Below are 24,155 nucleotides of genomic sequence, written 5' to 3' on the forward strand. Positions count from 1 at the left end.
GCTCACGGGCGCATGGGGTCGTTCGCGGAGGTGTGGCCCTCCGACGGGTACGCCACGCTGCCCGCGCCCTTGCTCAGCGGCACACCCGGGCCGCCGTCGAGGGCGTCCTCCACGGCGTCACCGGGGCCCTCACCGGGACCGGTGATGTCCACCGAGCGGCGCTTGGACAGCGCGACCGCCACGACGATGATCACGGTCGCGGCCGCCGCGATGCCGTACCGCAGCCAGGAGTTCTCGTTCTCCCCGATGCTGATGCTGACCACCGCGGGCGCGATGAGCAGCGCCACGAGGTTCATCACCTTCAGCAGCGGGTTGATCGCCGGGCCGGCGGTGTCCTTGAACGGGTCCCCCACCGTGTCGCCGATGACGACCGCGGAGTGGGCCTCCGAGCCCTTCCCGCCGAAGTGGCCGTCCTCGACGATCTTCTTGGCGTTGTCCCAGGCGCCACCGGCGTTCGCGAGGAACACCGCCATCAGCACGCCCGCCGCGATCGCACCCGCCAGGAACCCGGCCAGCGGGCCGACGCCCAGCCCGAACCCGACCGCGATCGGCGCGAACGCCGCCAGCAGACCCGGGGTCGCCAACTCCCGCAGCGCGTCCCGGGTGCACATGTCCACGACGCGGCCGTGGTCGGGCTTCTCCTCGCCCGTCATGATGCCGGGGTGCTCGCGGAACTGGCGGCGCACCTCCACGACCACCGCGCCCGCCGAGCGGCCCACCGCGTTGATGGCCAGGCCGGAGAAGAGGAACACCACCGCCGCACCGAGCAGCAGACCCACCAGCGTGGTCGGCGTGATGATCTCGAAGCGGGCCATCGTGTGGATGACGTACTCGCGCGGGCTGCCCTGCACGGTGGAGACGGCCGTGTTCAGCGCGTCCTGCACCGCGTTGCGGTAGGAGCCGAACAGCGCCGTCGCCGCCAGCACCGCCGTGGCGATCGCGATGCCCTTGGTGACGGCCTTGGTGGTGTTGCCGACCGCGTCCAGCTCCGTGAGGACCTGCGCGCCCTCGCCGGTCACGTCACCGCTCATCTCCGCGATGCCCTGGGCGTTGTCGCTCACCGGGCCGAAGGTGTCCATGGCGACGATGACGCCGACCGTCGTCAGCAGACCGCAGCCCGCCAGGGCGATGAAGAACATGCCCAGCGTCAGGGTGCCGCCCGCCAGCATGAACGCCATGAAGACGGCACCGGCGATCACCGCCGTCGTGTACACCGCCGACTCCAGGCCCAGGCCGATGCCCGACAGCACGACCGTCGCCGGGCCCGTCAGCGACGTCTTCGCCACCTCGTTCGTGGGCGGGGCGTCGGTACCCGTGTAGTAACCCGTCAGCCACAGGATGAGGACGGCCAGCACGATGCCCAGCGTCACCGCCGCCAGGACCACGAACTTGGGGTTGCCCTGCAGCTGCGTCACGTCGGCGGGGGCGCCGGCGAAGTCCGCGAACGAGCCGGGCAGGTACAGGAAGCAGGCCGCCGCCACGCCGACGAAGGCGATGAGCGCGCTCAGGTAGAAACCGACGTTGATGGACGTCAGGCCGTTCACACCGGGCCGCGCCCGCACCAGGACGACGCCGAGCATCGCGGTCAGCGCGCCGATCGCCGGGATGACCAGCGGCAGGATGAGGCCCTGCTCGCCGAAGGCCGCCTTGCCCAGGATGAGCGCCGCCACGAGGGTCACCGCGTACGACTCGAACAGGTCGGCCGCCATGCCGGCGCAGTCGCCGACGTTGTCGCCCACGTTGTCCGCGATGGTGGCGGGGTTGCGCGGGTCGTCCTCCGGGATGCCCTGCTCGATCTTGCCGACGAGGTCGGCGCCGACGTCCGCGGCCTTGGTGAAGATGCCGCCGCCGACGCGCATGAACATCGCCAGCAGGGCCGCGCCGAAACCGAACCCCTCCAGCACCGTGGGGGCCTGCTGGTGGAAGACCAGGACGACGACCGCCGCGCCGAGCAGGCCCAGGCCGACGGTCACCATGCCGACCACGCCGCCGGTGCGGAACGCGATGCGCATGCCCTCCTCGCGGCCGGCGGCGCCGTTGCGGGCCGCCGCGGCCACGCGGACGTTGGCCCGCACCGCCAGCGACATCCCGAGGTAGCCGATCGCCGCGGAGAAACCCGCCCCCGCGAGGAACGCCACGCTGCGGCCCACCCGTTCCGCGGTCTCCTCCGCGGGCAGCAGGAACAGCAGGCCGAACACGATGACGGCGAACCAGACCAGGGTGCGGAACTGCCGGCGCAGGTAGGCGCTCGCGCCCTCCTGCACCGACAGGGCGATGGCCTGCATCTTCTCGGTGCCCTCGTCCGCGGCCAGCACCTGGCGGCGGAAGACGACGGCGACGAGCAGCGAGAGCACCGCCACGACCCCCACGCCGATCACGATGATCTGGCTGGGGCCGCTCAGGGCATCGGTGGCGGCCCCGGTGGTCGATGCGGCGATGGACTGGGCGAGTGCGGGCATCCGTCCTCCTCGACGTGGCGCGGTCCGAGACGCCACGACGGTGTGACGGTCCCGCCCGCTACAAAGCGCGGTCCGCTCGGCCCGCTATGAAGCGCGGTCCGCTCGGCGAGTCAAGATCGCGGAAGGGAGTCTACGGTTCTCGTGGCCCCGAGTCACCAACCGACCCCGTGGCGGGGTCGGTGGTGAGGTCGGCGCCGGGCACGGCGAGGGGCTGGCGCGACCACGACATGCGCACCACGCCAGGGGTTCCCCCGGAGTCCTCGACGGTCACGGCCTCGGCCATGCCCGCCATGAGGGCGAGCGCGAGCGGGTCCTCGGCGTCGGAGGGCACCGGGCCGTCGGAACTCGCGTCGCGCACCACGACGTCCAGGGAGTCGTCGTCGTCGCACAGGTCCATCGTCACGAACGCGTCGCCGTCCGTCCGCAGGACGGCGCGCGCGCACGCCTCACCGATGGCGATGCGGATCTCGTCGAGCTGGGTCTCCTCGAAACCCGCCCGGCGTGCGACGGCCACGGCGACGAGCCTGGCCGTGCGCACGTGCTCGGCCAGAGGGCTGAACCTCAGGGCGACGGTGGGCACGGTGTTCCGGCGCCTGACAGCGTCAGGACGCGGCGCCGGAGGTGTCCGCGGCGTTCGAGGCGGCGATGGCGTCCGCGACCGAGTCGTGGATCGGGAACACCTTCGTCAGGCCGGTGATGCGGAAGACCTTGAGGATCTTCTCCCGCTGGCACACCAGGTGCAGCGACCCGTCGTGCGAGCGCACGCGCTTCAGGCCACCGACGAGGACACCGAGACCGGTGGAGTCCAGGAACTCCACACCCTCCATGTCCACGATGAGGTGGTGGTGCCCCGCTCCGACCAGCTCGTTCAGCCGTTCGCGCAGGGTCGGGGCGGTGTACACGTCGATCTCGCCGGACACCTCGACGACGGTACGTCCGCCCTCTTCCCGGCTGGTCACCGACAGATCCACGAGCCCTCCTCGCTGCAGCACGACGACCCACCGCACGATGGGTCCGACAGGCATTGAACCATCGCCGTGCGTGAGGGGCGCGCCCAGGGACCCCTCCCCCCGCGAGCCCGGCGCGAAACGCCGCCGCCCCGCCCGGCACCGGTCGAGCCGCCCGCGCCGGGCGGTCACACTCGTGCGGTGCCAGCCCACCCGCCCGGACCCGTCCCCGGACCCGTTCCCGCCGGGACCCCGGACGCCGCCGTCCTGGAGTCCGTCCTGCACCGCCGCGGCACCGGGCGGCTGCGGCACCTGCGCCGGCTGCCCGCCCGCACCGGGCGGCACGGGGACTGGCCCGGCTGGGCCGACCCGGAGGTCGTCGCCGCCTTCGGGCGCCGGGGCGTCGCCCGCCCCTGGCTGCACCAGGTCCGCACCGCCGAGGCCGTGCACGCCGGGCGCTCCACCGTCCTGGCCGCGGGCACCGCCTCCGGCAAGTCCCTCGCGTTCCTCCTGCCGGTGCTCACCGACCTGCGCGCCGGTGCGGCCGCGCCCTCGGGGCGGGACGCCACGGCCCTGTACCTCTCCCCCACCAAGGCCCTGGCCGCCGACCAGCTCGACTCGCTGCGCGCCCTCGCCGTGCCGGGGGTCCGGGCCGCCACCTACGACGGGGACACCCCGCCGGAGGAGCGGCGGTGGATCCGCGAGCACGCCGCCTACGTCCTGACGAACGCCGACATGCTGCACCGCTCCGTGCTGCCGGGCCACGAGCGGTGGTCCTCCTTCCTGCGGCGCCTGCGCTACGTCGTCGTCGACGAGTGCCACTCCTACCGCGGGGTGTTCGGCGCGCACACCGCGGCCGTGCTGCGCAGGCTGCGCCGCCTCGCCGCCCGCTACGGCGCCGAGCCGGTGTTCGTGCTGGCCTCCGCCACCGTCGCCGACCCCGCGGCGACGGCGCACCGCCTGACCGGCCTGGACGTGGGGTCCGTCGAGGAGGACACCTCCGCGCGCGGGGCGGTGTCCCTGGCCCTGTGGGAGCCGCCGCTGCTGGTGGACCGCGGCGGAGGCGTCCCGGCGCCGGACGGCGGCCCGGTGCTGGAGGGCGCCGGCGGCGAGGAGGTGGCCGAGGCCCTGGCCCGGCTCGACGACGCCGTGGGCGCACCCCCGCCGGAGGACGCGCGGGACGCCGGCGGGGGCGCGGGCGGGCTCGACGACCGCGAGAGCGCGGGCGCCGCCGCCCGGGCGCCCCGGCGCGCTCCCGTCGCCGACGGCACCCGTCCCCTGCGGCGCACCGCGACCGCCGAGGCGGCCGACCTGCTCGCCGACCTCGTCGCCGAGGAGGTGCGGACGCTGGCGTTCGTGCGCTCCCGGCACGCCGCCGAGGCCGTGGCGGCGGCGGCGCGGCGGACGCTGACGGAGCGGCGACCGGCCCTGGCCCGCCGGGTCGCCGCCTACCGCGGCGGTTTCCTGCCCGAGGAGCGGCGCCAGCTCGAGGCGGACCTGCGCTCGGGGGCGCTGCTGGGCCTGAGCACCACCAGCGCCCTGGAGCTCGGCGTCGACGTCTCCGGCCTCGACGCGGTGCTCGTCGCCGGCTGGCCCGGCACGCGGGCTTCCTGGTGGCAGCAGGTCGGCCGGGCGGGGCGCCGCGGGGGGCACGCCCTGGGGGTGCTCGTCGCCCGGGACGACCCGCTGGACACCTACCTCGTCAACCACCCCGACGCGCTGCTCGGCCCAGCCGTGGAGGCGTCGGTGTTCGACCCGCACAACCCGTACGTGCTGGCGCCGCACCTGTGCGCGGCCGCCGCGGAGCTGCCCCTCACCGACGCCGACCTGGAGCTGTTCGGGCCCACCACCGCCGACGTCCTCGACCTGCTCGTGCAGCGCGGCATGCTCCGGCGGCGCGCCACCGGCTGGTACTGGACGCGCCGGGAGCGGGCCGTGGACCTGACGGACCTGCGCGGCTCCGCCGGCGAGCCGGTGCGGGTCGTGGAGGAGGGCACGGGGCGCGTGCTGGGCACGGTGGACGCGGCGGCGTCGCACACCACCGTCTTCCCCGGCGCGGTGTACGTGCACCAGGGGGTGGGCCACGTCGTGGACCGCCTGGACCTGGAGGAGTCCGTGGCCGTGGTGCACCGGGAGGAGCCGGACCACACCACCCACCCGCGGGAGCTGTCCGACGTGCGGGTCCTCGCCACCGACTCCACGGCCGTGCACGGGCCGTTCACGCTGTCCTCGGGGGTGGTGGAGGTGTCCTCGCAGGTCGTGGGGTTCCTGCGGCGGCGGCTGCGGACGGGGCAGGTGCTCGGGGAGGTGCCGCTGGACCTGCCGGCGCGGCGGATGCGGACCCGCGCGGTGTGGTGGACGGTGGAGCCGCGGACGGCCGTGGACGCGGTCGCGTCGGTCGGGACGGACGCGGTCGCGTCGGTCGCGACGGACGCCACGGCGTCGGTCGGCGGCGACGCCGTGGCGTCGGTCGAGGTGGAGCGGGCGCGGGCCGCCGCGCAGCTGCGGGTGCCCGGCGCCCTGCACGCCGCCGAGCACGCCGCGATCGGCATGCTCCCCCTGCTCGCCACGTGCGACCGCTGGGACCTCGGCGGGCTGTCCACCGCGGCGCACCCCGACACGGGGCTGCCCACGGTGTTCGTCCACGACGCCGTCGCCGGTGGCGCCGGCTTCAGCGACCGCGGCCACACCCGGGCCCTGGAGTGGCTGGCCGCCACCCGGGACGCGATCGCCTCCTGCGGGTGCGCCTCGGGGTGCCCCTCGTGCGTGCAGTCCCCCAAGTGCGGCAACGGCAACGAGCCGCTGGACAAGGACGGCGCCCTGGCGCTGCTGACCACCCTCACCGCGGCGCTGGCCGCACCGGGCGGCTGACCCGTCAGCTCCCCGGCGCGACCGTCCCCGGCCCGGCGCGCGCGCTCGCGCTCGCCGGGCCCAGCAGCGCCGGTGCCCCGCCCGGGGTGCACCGCACCTCCACGGTGACGGAGCCGTCGGGGGCCACGGCGCACGAGGTGAGGAGCGCCCCGTGCGCCGTGGCGACCCGCCCGGCCCGCCCGCACGCCCCACCGGCGTCGGCGGCGCGGCCGAGGACGACGTCGGCGGCGGCGAGGGCGGCGAGGTCGGCGGCGGCCTCCGCGCGGTGCCGGGCCGCCGCGGCGGAGCCGAGGGCCGCGACGGTGCCCGCGAGGAGCACCACGACCAGCACGACGGCCAGCACCAGGACCGTCGCACCGCCCGCGTCGCGGCACCGGCGCCTCACGGCCCGGCCCCGGGCGCCGGGCCGGGGCGCGGGGCCGTGCCGAGGGCGGGGTTCGGGACGGGGTGGGTCTCGACCGCCGCGGTGCCCTGCCCGCGCACGGTCAGCCGGGCGCCCGTGCCGGCCACCTCCACGTCGGCCTCGACCCGGACCAGCACCCCCGCGCCCCCACCGGAGACGGTGATCCGCGCCCCGGCGGGGGCCAGCGCCCCGGCCGCGGCGCGCACGACCCCCGCGGCCTCACCGCGCGCCGCCACCCGCGCCCCGGCCCGGGCGGCGTCGGTGCACTGCAGCTGCGCGACGGCGACGCGCCCGGCCCCGAGCACCACCGCCAGGACCAGGACGACGGCGGGCAGCGCCACCGCCAGCTCGGCGGTGGCGCCGCCCGCGTCCCCTGCGGGCCGGCGGGCGGGACGGCTCCTCACGCCAGCGACAGCGCCGACCGCACGACACCCAGCAGCAGCCTGCGGACCTCGTCGCTCTTCAGCAGGGCCACGAGGATCCCGGCGAACCCGCAGGCGGCGAGGGTCGCGATGGCGTACTCGGCGGTCGCCATCCCCGCGTCGCGCGCGGACATCTCCACCCGCGCCACGGGGGCGCCCCGCCCGTCCGGGGTGTGGTCCGGGCTCTGGTGCGGGCTCTGGTGCGGGCTCTGGTGCGGGCTCTGGTGCGGGCTCTGGTCCACGGTGTCCTCCGCCGGCGTCGCGGCCGGTGCGCGGGCCGCGCTCACGGCCCGCTGCGACCCTGCCCGCGCCCGGCCCCCGCCGGGCCCGCGCCGGCGGTGGCTGGGGACGGACCGGGCCGGAGCGCGGCTGTGGACGCCGCGCGCACCCGGACGCCGCGGGCGGTGCGGCTCAGACGGGCTCGAGCGCCTCGTGGGGCCCGTCGGGCAGGACCACGACCACCGGGTCGCCCGGCTCCACGACCCCGCCGCGGCGGACGATCCCCATGACCCCCGCCTTGCGCACGAGGCGGCCGGACGCGTCGCGGTCCAGGACCGCTCCCAGCACCCCCTGCTGGTAGGCGTCGATCTGCCGGCAGGGGTTGCGCAGCCCGGTGACCTCGACCTCGGCGTCGGGCCCTAGCCGCAGGACCGTGCCGCGGGGCAGGCCCAGCAGGTCGAGGCCGCGCACGGTGACGTTCTCGCCGAGCTCGCCGGGCCGGACGTCGAAGCCCTGCTCCCGCAGCTCCTCGTGCAGCTCGGCGTGCAGGAGGTGGACCTGGCGCAGGTTCGGCGCGCCCGGGTCCCGGGCCACCCGGGAGCGGTGCTGGACGGTGACGCCGGCGTGCGCGTCACCCTCCACACCGAGCCCGGCGAGCAGGGTGACGCGGTCGGTCGTGGGCTTGCCGAAGCGGTGCTCGCCGTCGCGGCCGACGGCGACGACGGTTCCGGAGGTGCTCACGGGTGGAGTCTGCCCCGTTCCCGGTGGCGTGCGCCGGTCGGTTTCCCGGACGGCCTCAGCTCCCCGGCAGCACGTCCCCCGCCAGCGACAGCAGCACCGGCACGACCCCCAGCAGCACGAACGCCGGGAGGGTGCACAGGCCCAGGGGCAGCACGAGGAGCGCGCCGAGGCGGGCGGCGGCCACCTCGGCCGCCCGGCGGCCGTCGCGGCGGGCCTGGGCGGCGGCCGCCTCCAGCAGGTCCGCGGCGGGCGCGCCCGTCGCGGCCGACAGCAGCACCGGCCCGCGCAGCGGCTCCAGCTCCGCGGGGACGTCCGCCCAGGCGGCCTCGGCCGGCGCCCCGAGCGCGAGGCGGGCGTGGACCCGGCGCAGCGCCGCCAGGGAGGGGCAGGAACCCTGCGCCGCCTGCTCGGGGAGGGCGCCGAGCACCGCGTCCAGGGCGTCGGGGGCGGGGGCACCGGACCTGCTGGCGGCGGCGACGAGGTCCAGCAGCAGCGGCAGGTCCAGGGCGGGCGGGGTGTGGGCACGGGGACCCCTCCCGCCGGTGCGGCCGCGCCGGGGCCGGCGGGCGCGGCGTCGCGGGCGGGCGGACAGCCGGGTGGCCGGGGACGGGGCCGCCCCCAGGAGGCAGGCCGCCAGCACGAGCAGGCCGACGAGGAGCACCGCACCGGGCGTGCCGGCGCTCACGGGCGCACCGGCGCGCGCGCCGTCCCCGCGGCGCCGGCCTGCCGCACGAGGTGCCCGGACCAGGAGCGGGCGGCCAGGGCCAGCGCCACGCCGGCCACCGCGCACGCCCGGCCGGGCCACGTCCCCAGCAGCACCGTCCACGGCGACGCCCCCAGGGCCGCCCCGAGCAGCAGGCCCAGCAGGGGCAGCGCGGACACCACCCGGGCGCTGGCCTGCGGTCCGGCGAGCGCGGAGCGGACCGCGGCGCGGGCGTCCGCGGTCTCCCGCAGCGCGGTGCCGCAGCGGGCCAGGACGTCCGCCGCCGGCGCCCCGCAGCGCTGGGCGAGCATCCAGGAGGCCGCCACCGGCCCGGTGCCCCGCGCACCCGCGCGGCGCAGGACGGGCCCGACGTCCTCCCCGCGGCCGACGGCGGCGGCGAGGGCCTGCGCCACCTCCGTGGGCAGGCCGCAGGCCCCCGCGGCGTGGCGCCAGGCCGCGACGGGCGCGATCCCCGCCCGCAGGAGGGCGGCCAGCCGCTCGGCCAGCCCGGCGGCCAGCAGCAGGTCCGCGTCCGGGGCGTGCCCGGCGCGCAGGGCGGCCCGCACCCGCTCCACTGCCCGTGCCACCGGGCCGGTGGCACGGGCGCCGGGCAGGCTGCGCGGGGAGCGGGGTGCTCCCGGGCGGGCCTGCCGGCGGGTCAGGCTCCGCAGGCGCCGGTCCGCGACCGGGGCGGGGAGGGCCAGCACCGCCGCGGCGCAGACCACGGCGACCAGCAGCGCACCGGCGCCCGGGCTCACCACGGCCTCCTCACGCGCGTCCTCCACCTGCGGGGACGCCTGCCGGGACGCCGGGGAGGTCGCGCAGGCCCGCGCGGGCGGCGAGCAGCGCCCAGCCCGGCCCGGTGCCGCCGCTCCCGCTCCGGCTCCCAGGGCTCTCCCGGCGCAGGGCGGTCACGACGCGCGGGCGCCCGTCCGGGTCGCGGTCCACGACCGCCACCTCCGCGAGGCGGCGGCCGGCTCCCGTCCCGGACCGGTCCACGTGCAGGACGACGTCCACGGCCGCGGCGAACTGCGCGTCGACGGCCGCGGGGGCGAGCCCGGCGAGGGCGCCCAGGGCCTGCACGCGCGCGACGACGTCGGCGGCGGTGTTGGCGTGCACGGTCCCGGCCCCGCCGGCGTGGCCGGTGTTCAGCGCCGCCAGCAGGTCGCGCACCTCCGGGCCGCGGCACTCGCCCACGACGAGGCGGTCGGGCCGCATCCGCAGCGCCTGCCGGACGAGCACCTCCAGCGGCACCTCACCGCGCCCCTCCACGTTGGGGCGGCGGGCCTCCAGCCGGACGACGTGCGGGTGGGCGGGCGCCAGCTCTCCGGCGTCCTCGACGAGCACGATGCGCTCGGCGGGGTCGACCAGCCCGAGGAGCGCCTCCAGCACGGTGGTCTTGCCCGCCCCGGTGCCCCCGGAGACGAGGAACGACAGCCGGCGGCGCACCACCGCCCGCAGCACGGGCGCCCAGGAGGGCGGGACCGCACCGGCCGCGGTGAGGTCGTCCAGGCCGAAGCGGGTGGCGGCCGGCACCCGCAGCGACAGGTGCGTGCCGTCGGGCGCCACGGGCGGCAGCACCGCGTGCAGCCGGGTGCCGTCGGGCAGGCGGCCGTCGACGCACGGGCTGGCGTCGTCGAGCCTGCGCCCGGCGCTGGCGGCCAGGCGCACGGCGAGCGCCCGCACGTCCTCCTCACCGCCCAGGGCGACGTCGACCCGCTCGAGGCCTGCGCCGCCGTCGCGCCACACCGCACCGCCGCCGTTGACGAGCACGTCGGTGGTGCCGGGGGCGCGGAGCACCGCGTCCAGCGGCCCGAGGCCGACGAGGTCGGCGCGCAGGTCGTCCACGAGCCGCAGCAGGGAGGCGGCGCCCAGGACGACGCCCTCGGCCTGCACGGCGGCGGCGACCTGCTGCGGGGACAGGACGGCCCCGCCGTCGGCGAGGCGGGCGCGCACCCGGGCGGTGAGCCCGGCGGGCAGCGGCGGGCCGGCCGGGCGCCGGGGGGCCGCGGGCAGGGCGGGGCCGCTCACCTCCGCGCCGTCCCGGCCAGGGCCCGGGCGGCGGTGAGCTCCTCGTGCCACTCCTCGCACCACGCCAGCAGCGGGCTGCGCCGGCGCACCGGGACGCCCTCGCCGCGGTCGAGGGCCGCGTCGAGGTCCTTCTCGGCGCCGAGGTGCCCGGCGAGCGGCAGCCCGACGGCGTCGACGAGGGCGTCGGCGTCCAGGCCGGTGGGGGCGGGGCCGCGGACCACGAGGCGCAGGTCGCCGACGTGGCCGGCGAGGACGTCGGCGACCCGGCGCGCGGCCGCCGCGGCGCGCACCCGGGCGGGCACGACGAGCAGCACCTGGTCGCACGCGGCGAGCGCGGCCAGGGCCGCCGGGTCCAGGCGGCAGGGGACGTCCACGACGGTCAGCTCGTGGGCGCGGCGCGCGGCGGAGAGCACGGAGTCGAGGGCGTCGGCGGGCAGGGGGTGGCTGGCCTCGCGGCCCCAGGAGAGCAGGTGCAGGTCCTGCGCGGCGGGCACCACGGCGTGCAGGACGTCGGCGCGCAGCCTGCCGCGCACCCGCAGCAGGTCCGGCCAGCGCAGACCGGGCACGTCCTCGGCGCCGAGGAGCAGGTCGAGCCCGCCGCCGAGGGGGTCGGCGTCGACGAGGAGGGTGGGGGTGCCGCGCGCGGCGGTGGTGGTGGCCAGGGCGGTGGCCAGGACGCTGGCCCCGGCTCCCCCGCAGCCGCCGACGACGCCGACGACCGCGCCGCAGCTGCCCCGCGCGTCGGCGACGTCGGCGAGCCGTTCCAGGAGCCAGGGTTCCGCCTCGGGCAGGACGGCGACGTGGGAGGCGCCGGCGTCGACGGCGCGCTGCCACAGGTCGTCCGGCGCGGGGGCGAGGGCGAGGACGACGACGTCGGCACCGGCGGAGGGGCGCACGGCGGGCAGCGCGTCGGCGCCGACGAGGTGCAGGGCGGGGCCGGCGGGACCGCCGGGGGGACCCTCCGGGCGGGCGGGCCTGCCGGTGGCCGTCGCCGGGCGCTCGGGCAGGGCGCAGCCGGCGGCGGCGGCGATGCGCTGGACGGCCGCGGCGAGCTCCTCGTCGGAGGTGCTCAGCCGCACCGCGGGGAACGGGCCGGGGTGCTCGGGGGGTTCGGGGGGCACGGGGTCCTCCTCGGCGGCGGTGGGTGGGGGACCACCGTGCTGCGCGGGAGGGGCGTGCGGCGCCGGCCGCGGGCCGGCTGTGGAGACGGGCCGGGGAACGGGGCGCTGTGGACGGTCGGGCGGGGGGACGCCCTCGGGGGCGGGAATGGGAACGGCCCCCGCTGGGGGGGAGCGGGGGCCGTCTACGGTCCGGCTCGGGGGGGATGAGCCGGTTCCGCGGTGTAGCCCACAGGGCCTACAGCAGATATCTTCACCCCTACGGGGCACTCATGGCAATTCCTCGCGCCCGTGAAAGCCTGTGCGCCGCGTGAGGTTCCGCACGCCATGTGGCGCAAGGTCTTCCACGGCCCCCGGGTGCCCCGCTCACCCGGCCGCGAGCCGCTCCAGGAAGGCCCTGGCGACGGGGGCTGCCACGGTGCCGCCACTGCGCCCCTCCTCGACGAACACGGCGAACGCCGTGGTGCCCTGCCACCCCACGAGCCACGCGTGCGTCTCGGGCGGGCGCCGCTCACCGTGCTCGGCCGTCCCGGTCTTGGCGTACACGTCCCCGCCGGGGCACTCGCGCAGCACCTGGGCGGTGCCCTCGGTGACGACGGCGCGCATGAGCTCGCGCAGGGTGCCCACCGCGGTGGGGTCCGGGGCGGGTGCGGCCGCGGGCGTCCCGGCCGGCGGGGGGTCCAGGACGATGCGCGGGGTGGCGGTGGTGCCGCGGGCGACGGAGGCGGCGGCGACGGCCAGCGCGAGGGGGCTGACGAGGGTGCGGCCCTGCCCGAAGCCGGCGGCGGCGTGGTCGACGGGCGAGGTGGTGGCGGGCACGTCCCCGCTGTAGGCGTCGACGCCGGTGTCCCACCCCGCGCCGATGCCGAGCCGGGCGGCGGCGCGCGTCAGGTCGTCGGCGGCGAGGCGGGGGGCGAGGGCGACGAACGCGGTGTTGCAGGACTGCGCGAAGTCGGCGCGGAACGTCACCTCGCCGAACGCCTCGCCCTCGAAGTTGCGGAAGGTGCGTCCCTCGACGGTGGCCGTGGGCGGGCAGGCGACGGGCTCACCGGGTGTCAGGCCCTTCTCCAGCAGGGCGAGCGTGGTGACGACCTTGAACGTCGACCCGGGCGGGAAGCGGCCCGTCAGCGCGCGGTCGCCGCCGGTGGCGGGGCCGTTGGCGACGGCGAGCACGTCGCCGGTGGGCACGTCGACGGCGACGAGCGCGGACGGCGGGCCGACGGTGGCCAGGACCTCGTCGGCGGCGTTCTGCACGCGGGCGTCGAGGCTGAGGGTGAGCGGCTGCCCGGGCCGGGCGGGTACCTCCAGGAGGGCGCGGTCCGCGGCGCCGGGGCCGCCCTGCAGCCGCACCGTGATCGCCGGGGTGCCCGCGAGCCGCTCGTCGTAGCGGCGCTGGACCCCGGACGACCCGGCGCGGTCGCCGGGGACGAGGCGGCCGGGGCTCTCCTCGATCATCTCGGCCGTGGCCTCCCCCACGCCGCCGAGCAGCGCGCGGGCGAAGGCGCGGGTGGGGGCCAGGGGGCGCTCCCCCGCCCGGAAGACCACCCCGGGGACGGGCCGGAGCCGCTCCTGCAGGGCGTCGAAGTCGGTCCGGCGCAGGGTGATGACGTCGACGAACGCGTCGGGCCCCGCCTCGCGGACGCGCTGGGCCAGCCGGGCGGCGTCGACGTCGAGCACCCCGGCGACGGCGGCGGCCGTGGCGGTGGGGTCGGTGGTGCGGGAGGGCTGCACGCCCACGTCGACGACCTGGGTGGGCACGACGAGGGGGGTGCCGTCGCGGCCGAGGACGTCCGCGCGGGGCGGCTGCTCGCGGGTGGCGGCGAGGGTGGCGCCCCCGGTGAGGTCGGGGTGGACCACGGACGGCTCCCAGCGCACGCCCCACCGCTCGGCGACGCGCAGCAGGACGGCGGTGCTGCGGTAGGCCCACCGCTGCGCGCCGGCCTGCCAGGCGACGTCGTAGGTGGCCCGGACCCGGTCGTCGCCGATCGTGCTGGTGTCGAGGGCGGCGAGGGTGACCTCGGGACCGGTGATCCCGGCGCGGGCCAGGCCGCCGGTCAGCGCGGTGTACTGCTCGCCGACGGTGGCGGCGGTGGCGCCCGCGGTCCAGGGGACGTCCGCCCAGCGCCCCGCGCTCCAGCCCGTGGCGAGGGCCTCGGCGGCGCGGCGGGCGGGTCCGGGGTCCTCCGGGCGCAGCAGGAACGCCGCCGTCCCGGCGCCCGCGAGGACGATCCCCCCGCAGGCGATGGCCGTCCTGCGGGGGAGCCGGCGGGGGGAGGCGGAGGGCTGCTCGCTCACGCGGGCGATCCTGGCACGGGCGGCCGGGGGTCCCGCCCGTGCTGCGAGGCGGCCGGGTCGTCCCGGGCGCCGGGGCGGCTGCTAGCCTTTCCGGCGGAGGTGTCGCCTAGTCCGGTCTATGGCGCCCGCCTGCTAAGCGGGTTGGGGGCTACAACCCCCTCGCGGGTTCAAATCCCGCCACCTCCGCGTTCGTGAAGGCCCCGTCCCGGTGCTCCCGGGACGGGGCCTTCACGGTGTGGGCGGGGCCCGGTGCCCACCGCGTGGCCGGACCGGGCGCCCCGGCGCCGCCGGCCGGGCGATTAGGACCATCGCCGACGGTTCGCTACAGTTGTCCCCGGCCGCCGCGCTCCACGCGAGGCGCCTGCGCCCGTAGCTCAACGGATAGAGCATCTGACTACGGATCAGAAGGTTAGGGGTTCGAATCCCTTCGGGCGCACTCGTTGAGACAGCGACGCAGAAGGCCCCCGAGCATGCTCGGGGGCCTTCTGCGTGTGCGACCGGTGCGCTCAGCTCTTGAAGACGTCCTTGACGTTCTCGCCGGCCTGCTTCACGGAGGCGGCGCCCTGGTCGGTGCGGCCCTCGGCCTCGAGGCGCTCGTCGCCCGTGGCGCTGCCGGCGGCCTCCTTGGCCTTGCCCGCAGCCTTCTCCGCGGCGTTCTGGGCCTTGTCTGCGATGCCCATGGTGGTTCTCCTCCCGGGGTCGGACGTCGGCTGTCACAGGTCCCATACCCCGCCCCGGGCCGGGTAAGCGTGCCGGGAGCACCCGGCGCACCGGACCGGGGCGACGGACGGACCCGCGTTCCCCCGCCGCCGAACCGGCACGTGTGCGGACGGGGCCTGCGGGTATCAGCGGGGTGGACGGATCTCAGGTCGCAGCCCCTCTGTCTACGGAGTAGACACAGGTCCAGCGTTCGACGAGAACCCCGTCCGGGGCCGCCTTCCGAGGGCCCCGGACCCGCCTGCCGCGGCACGCCGCGGGCGCACCGCCCGCGAGCCGCGGCCCGGCCGACACCGTGACCCGATTCCCCAGGAGCGACGATGACCGAGAACACCTCCCGCACCGACGTGGCCGCCCTCTACGACGCCACGGTCTACGAGTCCGACGGCGACAAGATCGGCAGCGTGGGCACCGTCTACCTCGACGACGCCACGGGCGAGCCGAGCTGGGTGACCGTGAAGACGGGCCTGTTCGGCACCTCCGAGACGTTCGTGCCGCTCGACGCCGCCCGGATCTCCGGCACCGAGATCCGCGTGCCCTACTCCAAGGCCCAGGTCAAGGACGCCCCCCGCACCGAGACCGACGCGGAGCTGACCCCGCAGGAGGAGGAGCGCCTGTACGAGTACTACGGCCTCTCCTCCGGGAGCACGCACGGGACCGCGGGCACCACGACGGGCACGACCACCACGACGACCGGCACCACCTCCGGTGTCCGGGGTGCGGGCCACGACACCTCCGGGCCGGACACGGACGACGCGATGACCCTGTCCGAGGAGCGCGTCCACGTCGGCACCGTGCAGCGGGAGGCCGGCCGCGCCCGCCTGCGCAAGCACATCGTCAGCGAGCGCGTCTCCGAGACCGTCCCCGTGACGCGCGAGGAGGTCGTGGTGCAGCGCGAGCCCATCACCGACGCCAACCGCGGCGCGGCCCTCACCGGTGGGGACCTCACCGAGGAGGAGCACGAGGTCGTCGTGCACGAGGAGGAGGCCGTGGCCCGCAAGGAGACCGTGCCGGTCGAGCGCGTGCGCCTCGGGACCCAGGAGGTCACCGAGCAGCAGACGGTGACGGACGAGGTCCGCAAGGAGCGTGTCGAGCTCGACACGGACGTCCCCGGCACCGGGCGCTGACACCAGCGGACCGGACCGGGTTCCGGGCCCGCCCCGGCGGACCCGACAGCCACCTCCTCCTCCGAAACGTGAAGGACCTGTCATGAGCACTGCCAGCGGATCGCACGTCCCCGGTGAGCGACCGGGGGCCGACAACGACCGGGGCGCCGGTTCCCCCACGGGTGCGCACGCGGGGGCGACGACGGGCACCAGCGCGGACCCCGGCCCGAGCGTGCACCGGTCCGGCGCCACCTCCATGGGTGGCCTGGGGCTGGACCGGGTCTCGGTGGTGAACCGGGAGAAGGAGCAGTTCGGCGGCGTCAAGATCGGCTCGGCGTTCTTCGGGTGGCTCACCGCCACGGGGACCGCCGTGCTCCTCACCGCGCTGCTCACCGGGGCGGGTGCCGCGGTCGGGGCCGCCACGAACACCGACGCCTCCGACGCCGCGGGGCAGGCGAGCAGCAACGCCGGGACCGTCGGCGTCGCCGGCGCGGTGGCGCTGCTGGTCGTGCTGTTCGTGGCCTACCTTGCCGGTGGGTACGTCGCCGGCCGCATGGCGCGCTTCAACGGCGCCAAGCAGGGGGTGGCGGTGTGGCTGTGGGCGGTCGTGATCGCCGTCGTCGTCGCGATCCTCACGGCCCTGGCCGGAGCCCGCTTCGACATCCTCGGCCGCATCGGCGGCTTCCCCGCCCTGCCCATCAGCGGGCAGGACTTCTCCACCGCCGCCATCATCACCGCGGTGCTCGCCGCGCTCACGGCGCTGGCCGGCGCGGTGCTGGGCGGCCTGACGGGCATGCGGTTCCACCGCAGGGTCGACAAGGCCGGTCTCGGCCGCTGAGCACGGCGGCCCCGGCCGCTGACGGGCACGGCGGCGCCGGCCGCCGCGCAGCACCACACCCGCCGTGAACGGCGGGACAGGAGGCCCCGGGCGTGCCCGGGGCCTCCTGCACGTCCGGGTCCGCGCACGGGGACGGCCGGGTCCGCCGCCTCTTGACACTCCTCCGCGCCGCTGACACCGTGAGGGCCGGTAACCGGTTTCCAACGGGATGTGCCACGGCGCCGTGGCAGTCCGGACCCGTTCCGGGGTGGACCGGCAGCGACGCCCTCCCTCCCCCGGACCCCTCGCGACCCGGCCGTGCCCGCGCAGCACCACGGCCGGCCGCCCGCCATTCCCGGAGGCCCGATGACGACGTCCCGCAGAACCGCCCTGTCCCTGCTGCCCGCCGCGGCCGCCCTCGCCCTGGGCGCGCGGCCCGCCGCGGCCGGCTCCCCCACCCCGGGTTCCGCACCCGGCCGCAGCCGGCACCACCCGGCGATCCTGGTCTCGGGGGACTCCACCGCCGCCACGTACGCGGCCCGGGAGGCACCGCGTGCCGGGTGGGGCCAGGCCCTGGAGGTGTTCCTGCCCCCGGTGGTCGCCGTCCGCAACCACGCCTGGTCCGGGGCGAGCACGAAGAGCTTCGCCGACTCCGGCCGCCTGGCCCGGGTGCTCGCGGAGGTGCGTGCGGGCGACCTCGTGCTCGTCTCCTTCGGGCACAACGACGCCAAGCGGGAGGACCCCGCACGCTTCGCGGACCCGCGGGGCGCGTACCAGGAGAACCTGGCCCGCTTCGCCGACGGGGCTCGCGCGCGCGGCGGGGTGCCGGTCGTCGTCACCCCCGTCGAGCGGCGCCGCTTCGGCCCGGACGGGCGCGCCCGCGAGTCCCACGGCGACCACCCCGCCGCCGCGCGGGCGCTGGCGGCACGCGAGGGGATCGCCCTGGTGGACCTCACCGCGCTGAGCCTGGGGCTGTGGAACTCCCTGGGCCCCGTGGGCACCACCTCGGCCTTCCTGCACCTCGCGCCGGGCGAGTTCCCGGGCCACCCGGCGGGGGTGGTGGACAACACCCACTTCCGCGCCGCGGGCGCCATCGAGGTCGCCCGACTCGTCGCCTCGGAACTGGACCGGCAGCGGATCGCGCCGCCGGGCACCGTCGTGAACCCGCACCGCCGCGGCATCGCGGAGGACGCCCCGACGTGGCCGGCGGAGCGCCCGGCCGAGACAGCACCCCCGGAGGTCCTCCCGTGAGCCCCGACAGCCCCCGCAGCACGCCGTCCCACCGCGCCGTCCTGTCCCGCCGCGCCCTGGCGGCCGCGGTGCTCGCCGCGGCGGTCACCGGCTCCGCGCTGCCGGCCGCGGCCGCTCCCGCGCACCGGGACGTCCTCGTGGTCGCCGCCGACGGCTCGGGGCGGTTCCGCACCGTGCAGGCGGCGGTGGACGCGCTGCCCGCCGACGCCCGGACCACGACCATCCTGGTGCGCCCGGGCACCTACCGCGAGGTCGTCACCGTTCCCGCGACCGCCGCCGGTGTCGAGCTGCGCGGCGCCGGGAAGCGCGCCGAGGACGTCGTCGTCGAGTTCGACAACGCCTCCGGCACGCCGAAGCCCGGCGGCGGCACGTACGGCACCACCGGCAGCGCCACGGTGACGACCCACGCCGACGGCATGCGGATCGCGAACCTCACCATCGCCAACACCTTCGACGAGAAGGCCCACCCGGAGATCACCAGCCGGCAGGCGGTGGCGCTGAAGGCGCAGGGCGACCGCATCCGCGTGGACGGCGCCCGGTTCCTGGGAAACCAGGACACCCTCTACGTCAACGGCGGCGGCGACGACGCGGGCCGGCAGCTGTTCCGGGACGTCTACGTCGAGGGTGACGTGGACTTCGTCTTCGGCAGCGCGACGGCGGTCTTCGAGGACTGCACGTTCCACGCCCTCTCCCGGGGCAGCAGCACGCTCAACGGGTACGTGTTCGCGCCCAGCACGCCGCCGCAGCGCCGCGGGTTCCTCGTCGTGGACAGCCGCATCACGAGCGACGCGCCGGAGGGGACGTTCTTCCTCGGGCGGCCCTGGTACGCCGGCCGCGACGCGTCGCTGCACCCGGAGGCCGTGGTGCGCGACACGTGGCTGGACGTCGCGTTCGGCCCGCAGGGCTGGTCGGACATGTCGGGTTTCCCCTGGCAGGGGGCGCGGCTGCGGGAGTCCGGGAACCGCGGGCCGGGTGCGCTCACCGGCCCGGGGCGCCCGCAGCTGACGGGCGCCGAGGCCGCCGCGGCCACGCGCAGGGCGTGGCTCGGCGACTGGGACGGGCGTTCCTGACGGCACCCGCTCGTGCTCCGTCAGCGCGAGCCGACCCGGCACCGCAGGCGAGGGGCCCCGGCCACTGCGGCCGGGGCCCCTCGGCGTGCGCCGCGTCAGCGGGGCGGCACCCCGCGCTGGGACGGCCCCACGTAGCTGCTGAGCGGCCGGATGAGGGCGTTGGAGCGCCGCTGCTCCACGACGTGCGCGGTCCACCCCGCCACCCGGCTGAGCACGAACAGGGGCGTGAACACGGGGGTGTCGAAGCCGAGCAGGTGGTACGTCGGCCCGGCGGGGAAGTCGAGGTTCGGGTGGATGCCCTTCTCCTCCAGCACCGCCCGCGCCAGCTCCTCGTAGATGCCCACCCACCGCTGCCCGTCCCGTGCGGCGGCGACCTCGCGGAAGGCCGCCTCCATGGTCGGCACCCGGGAGTCGCCGTTGCGGTAGACGCGGTGGCCGAACCCCATCACCTTGCGACCCGCGGCGAGCTGCTCGTGCAGCCACGCCCGGGCCCGCTCCGGCTCCCCGATCTCGAGCATCGCGTGCATGACGGCCTCGTTCGCCCCGCCGTGCAGGGGGCCCTTGAGCGCGCCGACGGCGGCGGTCACCGCGCTGTGCAGGTCCGAGAGGGTCGAGGTGACGACCCGTGCGGCGAACGTGGAGGCGTTGAAGGAGTGCTCGGCGTAGAGCACGAGGGAGGTCTCGAACGCGCGCACGGAGCCGGCGTCGGGGACCTCGCCGAAGCACAGGTGCAGGACGTTCTCCGCGTAGCCGAGCGCCGGGTCCGGCTCGACGGGTTCCTGCCCGCGGCGGCGGCGCGCGTCCCACGCCAGGACGGCCGGCAGCCGCGCGAACAGGGACAGCGCCTTGGCCAGCTCCGCGTCGGCGTCGTGCCGCTCCGCGCGCGGGTCGCGGGCGCCGAGGACGCTGACGGCGGTGCGCAGGACGTCCATCGGGTGGCAGGTCGGCGGCAGCGCCTCCAGCGCGGCGCGCACCGGCGGCTCCAGCGCCCGCTGCGTGCGTTCGGCCTCCTCCAGCTCCGCGAGGGCCGCGGCGTCCGGGAGCTCGCCGTGCCACAGCAGGTACGCCACCTCCTCCATGCGGCGGGAGGTGGCCAGTTCCTGCACCGGGTAGCCCCGGTAGGTCAGGGAGTTCGTCTCCGGGACCACCTCGGAGACGGCCGTGGTGTCCACGACCACCCCCGCCAGGCCCCTGTGGACCTCCTGCCCGCCCTGTGCGCCGCTCACCGCTCCTCCTCCGCGCCGTCCGGCGTGCCCGGGGCGCTGCGCGCGTCCCGCCCGCCCTGCGCGGCGGTGAGGGTGAAGTCGTGGACGGCGGAGTCGAACTGCGCGTAGCCGGCGTAGTCGACGAGCTCGTAGAGCCGCCCCCGGGTCTGCATGGCGGGCACGAGGCTCTCCTGGGTGCCCTCGGCAGCCAGCGTCCGCAGGCCCGCCTCCACCGCCCCCATCGCGATGCGCAGGGTGGTGACGGGGTAGATGACGACGTTGAACCCGAGCCGCTCCAGCGTCGCCGCGCTCAGCAGCTCCGACTTCCCGAACTCCGTCATGTTCGCCAGCAGCGGCACGTCCACGGCGGCGCGGAACGCCTCGAACTCCGACTCGTCGGCCAGCGCCTCGGCGAAGATCATGTCGGCGCCGGCGTCGGCGTAGGCCTTGGCCCGGTCGATCGCCGCCCGCAGGCCCTCCACGGCGCGGGCGTCGGTGCGCGCGCAGACGACGAAGTCCGGGTCGCGCCGGGCGCTCACCGCCGCGCGCAGGCGCCCGAGCATCGTGGGCACGTCCACCACCTGCTTGCCGTCGAGGTGGCCGCAGCGCTTGGGGTTCACCTGGTCCTCCAGGTGCATCCCGGACAGCCCGGCGTCCTCGGCGACGCGCACGGTGCGGGCGGCGTTGAGGGGCTCGCCGAACCCGGTGTCGGTGTCGAGCAGGGAGGGCAGGGACGTCGCGCCCGCGATGGCCCCGCCCCGGGTGGTGACCTCCGTCAGCGTGGTGAGCCCGATGTCCGGCAGCGCGAGGTCGGCCGACAGCACGGCACCGGAGACGTACACCCCGTCGAAACCGGTCTCCTCGACGAGGCGGGCGACGAGCGGGGAGAACGCCCCCGGCATGCGCAGCAGCCGCCCGGAGGCCAGGGCGGCGCGGAACGCGGCGCGCTTGGCGGAGGCGGAGGTGGTCGACCCGAGCATCAGAAGATCCCCCTGCCCGCCGCGGCGGTGTCCCCGAGCCGCGCGGGCGGCACCTCGAACGTCAGCCGGTGCAGCTGACCCGGCGGCAGGTCCGGCAGTTCCTCCACGGCGGCGAGGAAGCGGTCCTGCTCGGCGGGCTCCACGACGCCCTCGGCGAGGGTGCGGAACTTCTCGACGTACTGCGGCCGCGCGAACGGGCGCGCGCCCTGGGGGTGGGCGTCGGCCACGGCGAGCTCGTCCTCCAGGACGGTGCCGTCGTCGAGGGTGAGGGTGACGTGCCCGCCGAACGCCCGCCGCGCCGGGTCCGGGTCGTGGTACCGCTGCGTCCAGACCGGGTCCTCCTCGGTGCGGACGCGCTGCCACAGGGCCACGGTGTCCGGGCGCTGCGCCCGCTCGGGCAGGTAGGAGTCGACGTGGTGCCAGCGGCCGTCCTGCAGCGCGACGGCGAAGATGTACGGGACGGAGTGGTCCAGCGTCTCCCTGCTCGCGCGGGGGTCCATCTTCTGCGGGTCGCCGGAACCCGTGCCGATGACGTGGTGCGTGTGGTGGCTCGTGCGGATGACGACGCTCTCCACCCGGGAGGTGTCGGGGACCCGTTCGCGCATCCGGCGGGCGAGGTCGATGAGGGCCTGGGACTGGTACTCCGCGGAGTGCTCCTTGGTGTAGGAGTCGAGGATCCCGCGTTTGGGTTCCCCGGGCGCCGGCAGCGGCACGGTGTAGGCGTGGCCGGGGCCGGAGAGCAGCCAGGCGATGACGCCGTCCTCGCCCTCGTAGACGGGGGCGGGCGACGTTTCCCCGCGCATCGCGCGGTCCACCGCCTCCACGGCCGTCTTCCCGGCGAAGGCCGGTGCGTACGCCTTCCAGGAGGAGATCTCGCCCTTGCGGGACTGCCGCGTCGTGGTGGTGGTGTGCAGCGCCTGCCCGATCGCCTGGTACACGACCTCGGTGCCGAGCCCGAGGAGGGTGCCGATCCCCGCGGCGGCGGACGGGCCGAGGTGGGCGATGTGGTCGATCTTGTGCTCGTGGAGGCAGATGCCGCGCACGAGGTCGATCTGCACCTCGTACGCCGTCGCCAGGCCGCGCACGAGGTCCCTCCCGCCGCGCCCGGTGTGCTGCGCCACGGCGAGGACGGGGGGGATGTTGTCGGCGGGGTGGGAGTAGTCCGCCGCGAGGAACGTGTCGTGGAAGTCGAGTTCCCGCACGGCGACCCCGTTGGCCCACGCCGCCCACTCCGGGGAGGCGCACCGGTCCGGGGGCAGCCCGAACACGGTTCCGCCCGGGCGGGCCGGGTGCGCGAGGGCCTGCGCGCGAGCGGAGACGACGGGCCGGCGCGCCAGGGACGCGGCGGCCACGGCGGCGTTGTCGATGACGCGGTTGCCGAGCATCTCCACGACGTCGGCGTCCACCTCCACGGGATCGGTGGCCACGGCGGCCAGGCGCCAGGCGAGCTGGCGTTCCCTCGGCAGCGACTCGGCGGAACGGTGCGTGCGGACGGTGTGCGGCTCCATCGGCGGTCCTCCCGCACCGAGGGCTCCGTCGCCGCCCGGTGCTCGTGTGCGTCCTCGTGTGGGTCCCTCTCGCGCCCGGTGCGGCGGGGCGCGCGTTCTGCTCCGCTCCCGCGGCGCCCGCTCCGCAGACTACGGCCGCCCCCGCGGGTGCCGCCTCCCGCGGGGGTACCGCCCGCTCCGCCGTTTCCGGTGGTGTGCATTCTGCGAACGCGCCGTTCCCCGCCGGGGTTCCGCGCGCCGCCCGGCGGTGGTTCTCGCGGGCTGTTAACGGCACCCGTTCCGGTCGGATAGGGCCGGAACGGGTGCCGTTAACAGCCCGCACACAGCGGCGGGAAGCGCCCCGGGAACCGCCGGCTACATCAAACGGGTGGTGAGCGGGGACGGGGGAACAGGAAATACCCGGGTCGATTCCCGATTTCCGTCCGGTGCCGTTAGCATGTGACCGGAACCCCGGTTTCGGGTGGAGAGTCCCCGCAGAACCCGCAGGACCACCGGAACCGAGCCGCTCACCGCCTGCCCCCAGGCCTCGTCCCGAACTCGGAGTCAACATGGCCACCACACACGACGTCGCGCTGAAGGTCTCGTCCGAACTCAACGTCGGCAACGTCGACCTGGAGGTGCCGGTCAAGCGCAACGGCCGTCGCTACGGGGTCCTCACCATCAGCAGCAACGGGCTGCAGTGGAACCCCTCCACGTCCCGCCCGCCGGTCACGGTCACCTGGGACGACCTGCAGGAGGTCCTGACCGCCCCCAAGCAGGCCCCCGCCGCGAAGTCCGCGCCCGCCGCGAAGTCCGCGCCCGCCGCGAAGTCCGCGCCCGCCGCGAAGTCCGCCTCCGGCCGCCGCAAGGCCGCCGCCCCGGCCCAGGCCCCCGCGCCCGCCGAGGAGGCGCCCGCCGAGGCCCCCGCCGCCGCGGTCGCCGAGGAGGCGCCCGCCGAGGCGCCCGCGAAGCCCGCCAAGCGCGCCGCCAAGCGCAGCGCGGCCAAGGCCGCTCCCGAGGCGCCCGCCGCCGAGGCGCCGGCCGCGAAGTCCGCCCCGGCCGCCAAGGCGCCCGCGAAGTCCGCCGCCAAGGCACCGGCGAAGTCCGCCGCGAAGTCCGCCCCGGCCGCCAAGGCGCCGGCGAAGTCCGCCGCACCGGCGGCCGTGGACGCCCGTGCGGTCCGTCAGTGGGCGGCGGAGAACGGCATCACCGTGGCCCCCCGCGGCCCGATCGGGGCCAGCATCATCGAGCAGTTCCAGGCGGCCACCCGCTGAAGCGGCACCCGGCGGCGCCGGGACGCACAGGGAGGGGCG

Annotated in this window: 22 protein-coding genes and 2 tRNA genes; 8 read left to right on the top strand and 16 right to left on the bottom strand. The window is 77.1% G+C overall.

Going from position 1 to position 24,155, the window contains the following annotated elements; translation table 11 throughout:
• Window positions 1-2: 2 nt before the first annotated feature.
• From ACYQBY_RS11575 to ACYQBY_RS11585, 3 genes are all read right to left on the bottom strand, one after another.
• Window positions 3-2,459 carry a sodium-translocating pyrophosphatase gene (locus ACYQBY_RS11575; RefSeq protein ID WP_459644006.1) on the bottom strand — a complete coding sequence of 819 codons (2,457 nt, stop codon included), beginning with the start codon at window positions 2,457-2,459 and terminating at the stop codon, window positions 3-5.
• 130 nt (window positions 2,460-2,589) lie between these two features.
• The gene (locus ACYQBY_RS11580) at window positions 2,590-3,039 is read right to left on the bottom strand and encodes an ATP-binding protein (protein ID WP_459644007.1); all 450 of its coding nucleotides are present in this window, start codon (window positions 3,037-3,039) and stop codon (window positions 2,590-2,592) included.
• 22 nt (window positions 3,040-3,061) lie between these two features.
• Window positions 3,062-3,430 carry an STAS domain-containing protein gene (locus tag ACYQBY_RS11585; RefSeq protein ID WP_459644388.1) on the bottom strand — a complete coding sequence of 123 codons (369 nt, stop codon included), beginning with the start codon at window positions 3,428-3,430 and terminating at the stop codon, window positions 3,062-3,064.
• 177 nt (window positions 3,431-3,607) lie between these two features.
• Here ACYQBY_RS11585 and ACYQBY_RS11590 point away from each other — a divergent pair, with 177 nt between their 5' ends.
• Window positions 3,608-6,277 (top strand): DEAD/DEAH box helicase, encoded by a 2,670-nt coding sequence (locus ACYQBY_RS11590; RefSeq protein ID WP_459644008.1) that lies wholly within the window; start codon window positions 3,608-3,610, stop codon window positions 6,275-6,277.
• 4 nt (window positions 6,278-6,281) lie between these two features.
• On the opposite strand, the gene ACYQBY_RS11595 is transcribed toward ACYQBY_RS11590, so the two are convergent.
• The 9 genes from ACYQBY_RS11595 to ACYQBY_RS11635 all read right to left on the bottom strand — a co-directional run bounded on the left by ACYQBY_RS11595 (window position 6,282) and on the right by ACYQBY_RS11635 (window position 14,209).
• On the bottom strand, window positions 6,282-6,662 hold the full coding sequence (locus tag ACYQBY_RS11595) for an Rv3654c family TadE-like protein (RefSeq protein ID WP_459644009.1): 381 nt from the start codon (window positions 6,660-6,662) through the stop codon (window positions 6,282-6,284).
• Window positions 6,659-7,084, bottom strand: a complete 426-nt coding sequence (locus tag ACYQBY_RS11600) for a TadE family type IV pilus minor pilin (protein ID WP_459644010.1) — start codon at window positions 7,082-7,084, stop codon at window positions 6,659-6,661. Before ACYQBY_RS11600 ends, ACYQBY_RS11595 begins: the two co-directional genes overlap by 4 nt.
• The gene (locus ACYQBY_RS11605; protein WP_459644011.1) at window positions 7,081-7,389 is read right to left on the bottom strand and encodes a DUF4244 domain-containing protein; all 309 of its coding nucleotides are present in this window, start codon (window positions 7,387-7,389) and stop codon (window positions 7,081-7,083) included. The genes ACYQBY_RS11600 and ACYQBY_RS11605 overlap by 4 nt, the downstream gene beginning before the upstream one ends.
• 124 nt (window positions 7,390-7,513) lie before the next feature.
• The gene (locus ACYQBY_RS11610) at window positions 7,514-8,062 is read right to left on the bottom strand and encodes an MOSC domain-containing protein (protein ID WP_459644012.1); all 549 of its coding nucleotides are present in this window, start codon (window positions 8,060-8,062) and stop codon (window positions 7,514-7,516) included.
• 55 nt (window positions 8,063-8,117) lie between these two features.
• A complete protein-coding gene (locus ACYQBY_RS11615) occupies window positions 8,118-8,747 on the bottom strand; it encodes a type II secretion system F family protein (RefSeq protein WP_459644013.1) in 630 nt (209 codons plus the stop codon).
• The gene (locus tag ACYQBY_RS11620; RefSeq protein WP_459644014.1) at window positions 8,744-9,523 is read right to left on the bottom strand and encodes a type II secretion system F family protein; all 780 of its coding nucleotides are present in this window, start codon (window positions 9,521-9,523) and stop codon (window positions 8,744-8,746) included. The genes ACYQBY_RS11615 and ACYQBY_RS11620 overlap by 4 nt, the downstream gene beginning before the upstream one ends.
• A 10-nt stretch (window positions 9,524-9,533) precedes the next feature.
• On the bottom strand, window positions 9,534-10,796 hold the full coding sequence (locus ACYQBY_RS11625) for a TadA family conjugal transfer-associated ATPase (protein WP_459644015.1): 1,263 nt from the start codon (window positions 10,794-10,796) through the stop codon (window positions 9,534-9,536).
• The gene (gene ssd, locus ACYQBY_RS11630) at window positions 10,793-11,917 is read right to left on the bottom strand and encodes a septum site-determining protein Ssd (protein ID WP_459644016.1); all 1,125 of its coding nucleotides are present in this window, start codon (window positions 11,915-11,917) and stop codon (window positions 10,793-10,795) included. Before ssd ends, ACYQBY_RS11625 begins: the two co-directional genes overlap by 4 nt.
• Before the next feature lie 363 nt (window positions 11,918-12,280).
• Entirely contained in the window at window positions 12,281-14,209 is a 1,929-nt protein-coding gene (locus tag ACYQBY_RS11635) for a penicillin-binding transpeptidase domain-containing protein (protein ID WP_459644017.1), read from the bottom strand.
• 95 nt (window positions 14,210-14,304) lie between these two features.
• Between ACYQBY_RS11635 and ACYQBY_RS11640 the strand changes: the two genes are divergently transcribed.
• Together ACYQBY_RS11640 and ACYQBY_RS11645 are read left to right on the top strand one after the other, a co-directional pair.
• Window positions 14,305-14,395, top strand: a tRNA-Ser gene (locus ACYQBY_RS11640).
• Between the two features lie 177 nt (window positions 14,396-14,572).
• Window positions 14,573-14,645: transfer RNA gene (locus ACYQBY_RS11645), tRNA-Arg, on the top strand.
• Window positions 14,646-14,715: 70 nt separating this feature from the next.
• Here ACYQBY_RS11645 and ACYQBY_RS11650 read toward each other — a convergent pair.
• Entirely contained in the window at window positions 14,716-14,889 is a 174-nt protein-coding gene (locus ACYQBY_RS11650) for a CsbD family protein (protein ID WP_459644018.1), read from the bottom strand.
• Window positions 14,890-15,246: 357 nt separating this feature from the next.
• Between ACYQBY_RS11650 and ACYQBY_RS11655 the strand changes: the two genes are divergently transcribed.
• The 4 genes from ACYQBY_RS11655 to ACYQBY_RS11670 all read left to right on the top strand — a co-directional run bounded on the left by ACYQBY_RS11655 (window position 15,247) and on the right by ACYQBY_RS11670 (window position 19,170).
• A complete protein-coding gene (locus ACYQBY_RS11655; RefSeq protein ID WP_459644019.1) occupies window positions 15,247-16,053 on the top strand; it encodes a DUF2382 domain-containing protein in 807 nt (268 codons plus the stop codon).
• Between the two features lie 82 nt (window positions 16,054-16,135).
• Complete coding sequence (locus tag ACYQBY_RS11660) at window positions 16,136-16,870, top strand: hypothetical protein (RefSeq protein ID WP_459644020.1); 735 nt, start codon at window positions 16,136-16,138, stop codon at window positions 16,868-16,870.
• Between the two features lie 345 nt (window positions 16,871-17,215).
• Window positions 17,216-18,100 carry a rhamnogalacturonan acetylesterase gene (locus ACYQBY_RS11665; protein WP_459644021.1) on the top strand — a complete coding sequence of 295 codons (885 nt, stop codon included), beginning with the start codon at window positions 17,216-17,218 and terminating at the stop codon, window positions 18,098-18,100.
• On the top strand, window positions 18,097-19,170 hold the full coding sequence (locus ACYQBY_RS11670) for a pectinesterase family protein (protein WP_459644022.1): 1,074 nt from the start codon (window positions 18,097-18,099) through the stop codon (window positions 19,168-19,170). The genes ACYQBY_RS11665 and ACYQBY_RS11670 overlap by 4 nt, the downstream gene beginning before the upstream one ends.
• Before the next feature lie 95 nt (window positions 19,171-19,265).
• Here ACYQBY_RS11670 and ACYQBY_RS11675 read toward each other — a convergent pair whose 3' ends face one another.
• From ACYQBY_RS11675 to ACYQBY_RS11685, 3 genes are read right to left on the bottom strand one after another with little or no spacing between them, the layout of a single operon-like run.
• Complete coding sequence (locus tag ACYQBY_RS11675) at window positions 19,266-20,396, bottom strand: bifunctional 2-methylcitrate synthase/citrate synthase (RefSeq protein WP_459644023.1); 1,131 nt, start codon at window positions 20,394-20,396, stop codon at window positions 19,266-19,268.
• Window positions 20,393-21,355 carry a methylisocitrate lyase gene (gene prpB, locus ACYQBY_RS11680; protein ID WP_459644024.1) on the bottom strand — a complete coding sequence of 321 codons (963 nt, stop codon included), beginning with the start codon at window positions 21,353-21,355 and terminating at the stop codon, window positions 20,393-20,395. Before prpB ends, ACYQBY_RS11675 begins: the two co-directional genes overlap by 4 nt.
• On the bottom strand, window positions 21,355-22,863 hold the full coding sequence (locus tag ACYQBY_RS11685) for an MmgE/PrpD family protein (protein ID WP_459644025.1): 1,509 nt from the start codon (window positions 22,861-22,863) through the stop codon (window positions 21,355-21,357). Before ACYQBY_RS11685 ends, prpB begins: the two co-directional genes overlap by 1 nt.
• 548 nt (window positions 22,864-23,411) lie before the next feature.
• Here ACYQBY_RS11685 and ACYQBY_RS11690 point away from each other — a divergent pair.
• Window positions 23,412-24,116 (top strand): Lsr2 family DNA-binding protein, encoded by a 705-nt coding sequence (locus ACYQBY_RS11690; RefSeq protein ID WP_459644026.1) that lies wholly within the window; start codon window positions 23,412-23,414, stop codon window positions 24,114-24,116.
• The last annotated feature ends 39 nt before the right edge of the window (window positions 24,117-24,155 follow it).

The sequence above is a fragment of the Kineococcus anabasis genome (assembly GCF_054590795.1).

What these genes read in the sequence shown, in the direction of transcription:
- ACYQBY_RS11650 (WP_459644018.1), bottom strand. Translation starts at nt 14,889, where the DNA reads ATGGGCATCGCAGACAAGGCCCAGAACGCCGCGGAGAAGGCTGCGGGC.
- ACYQBY_RS11685 (WP_459644025.1), bottom strand. Translation starts at nt 22,863, where the DNA reads ATGGAGCCGCACACCGTCCGCACGCACCGTTCCGCCGAGTCGCTGCCG.
- ACYQBY_RS11690 (WP_459644026.1), top strand. Translation starts at nt 23,412, where the DNA reads ATGGCCACCACACACGACGTCGCGCTGAAGGTCTCGTCCGAACTCAAC.
- ACYQBY_RS11665 (WP_459644021.1), top strand. Translation starts at nt 17,216, where the DNA reads ATGACGACGTCCCGCAGAACCGCCCTGTCCCTGCTGCCCGCCGCGGCC.
- prpB (WP_459644024.1), bottom strand. Translation starts at nt 21,355, where the DNA reads ATGCTCGGGTCGACCACCTCCGCCTCCGCCAAGCGCGCCGCGTTCCGC.
- ACYQBY_RS11660 (WP_459644020.1), top strand. Translation starts at nt 16,136, where the DNA reads ATGAGCACTGCCAGCGGATCGCACGTCCCCGGTGAGCGACCGGGGGCC.
- ACYQBY_RS11575 (WP_459644006.1), bottom strand. Translation starts at nt 2,459, where the DNA reads ATGCCCGCACTCGCCCAGTCCATCGCCGCATCGACCACCGGGGCCGCC.
- ACYQBY_RS11655 (WP_459644019.1), top strand. Translation starts at nt 15,247, where the DNA reads ATGACCGAGAACACCTCCCGCACCGACGTGGCCGCCCTCTACGACGCC.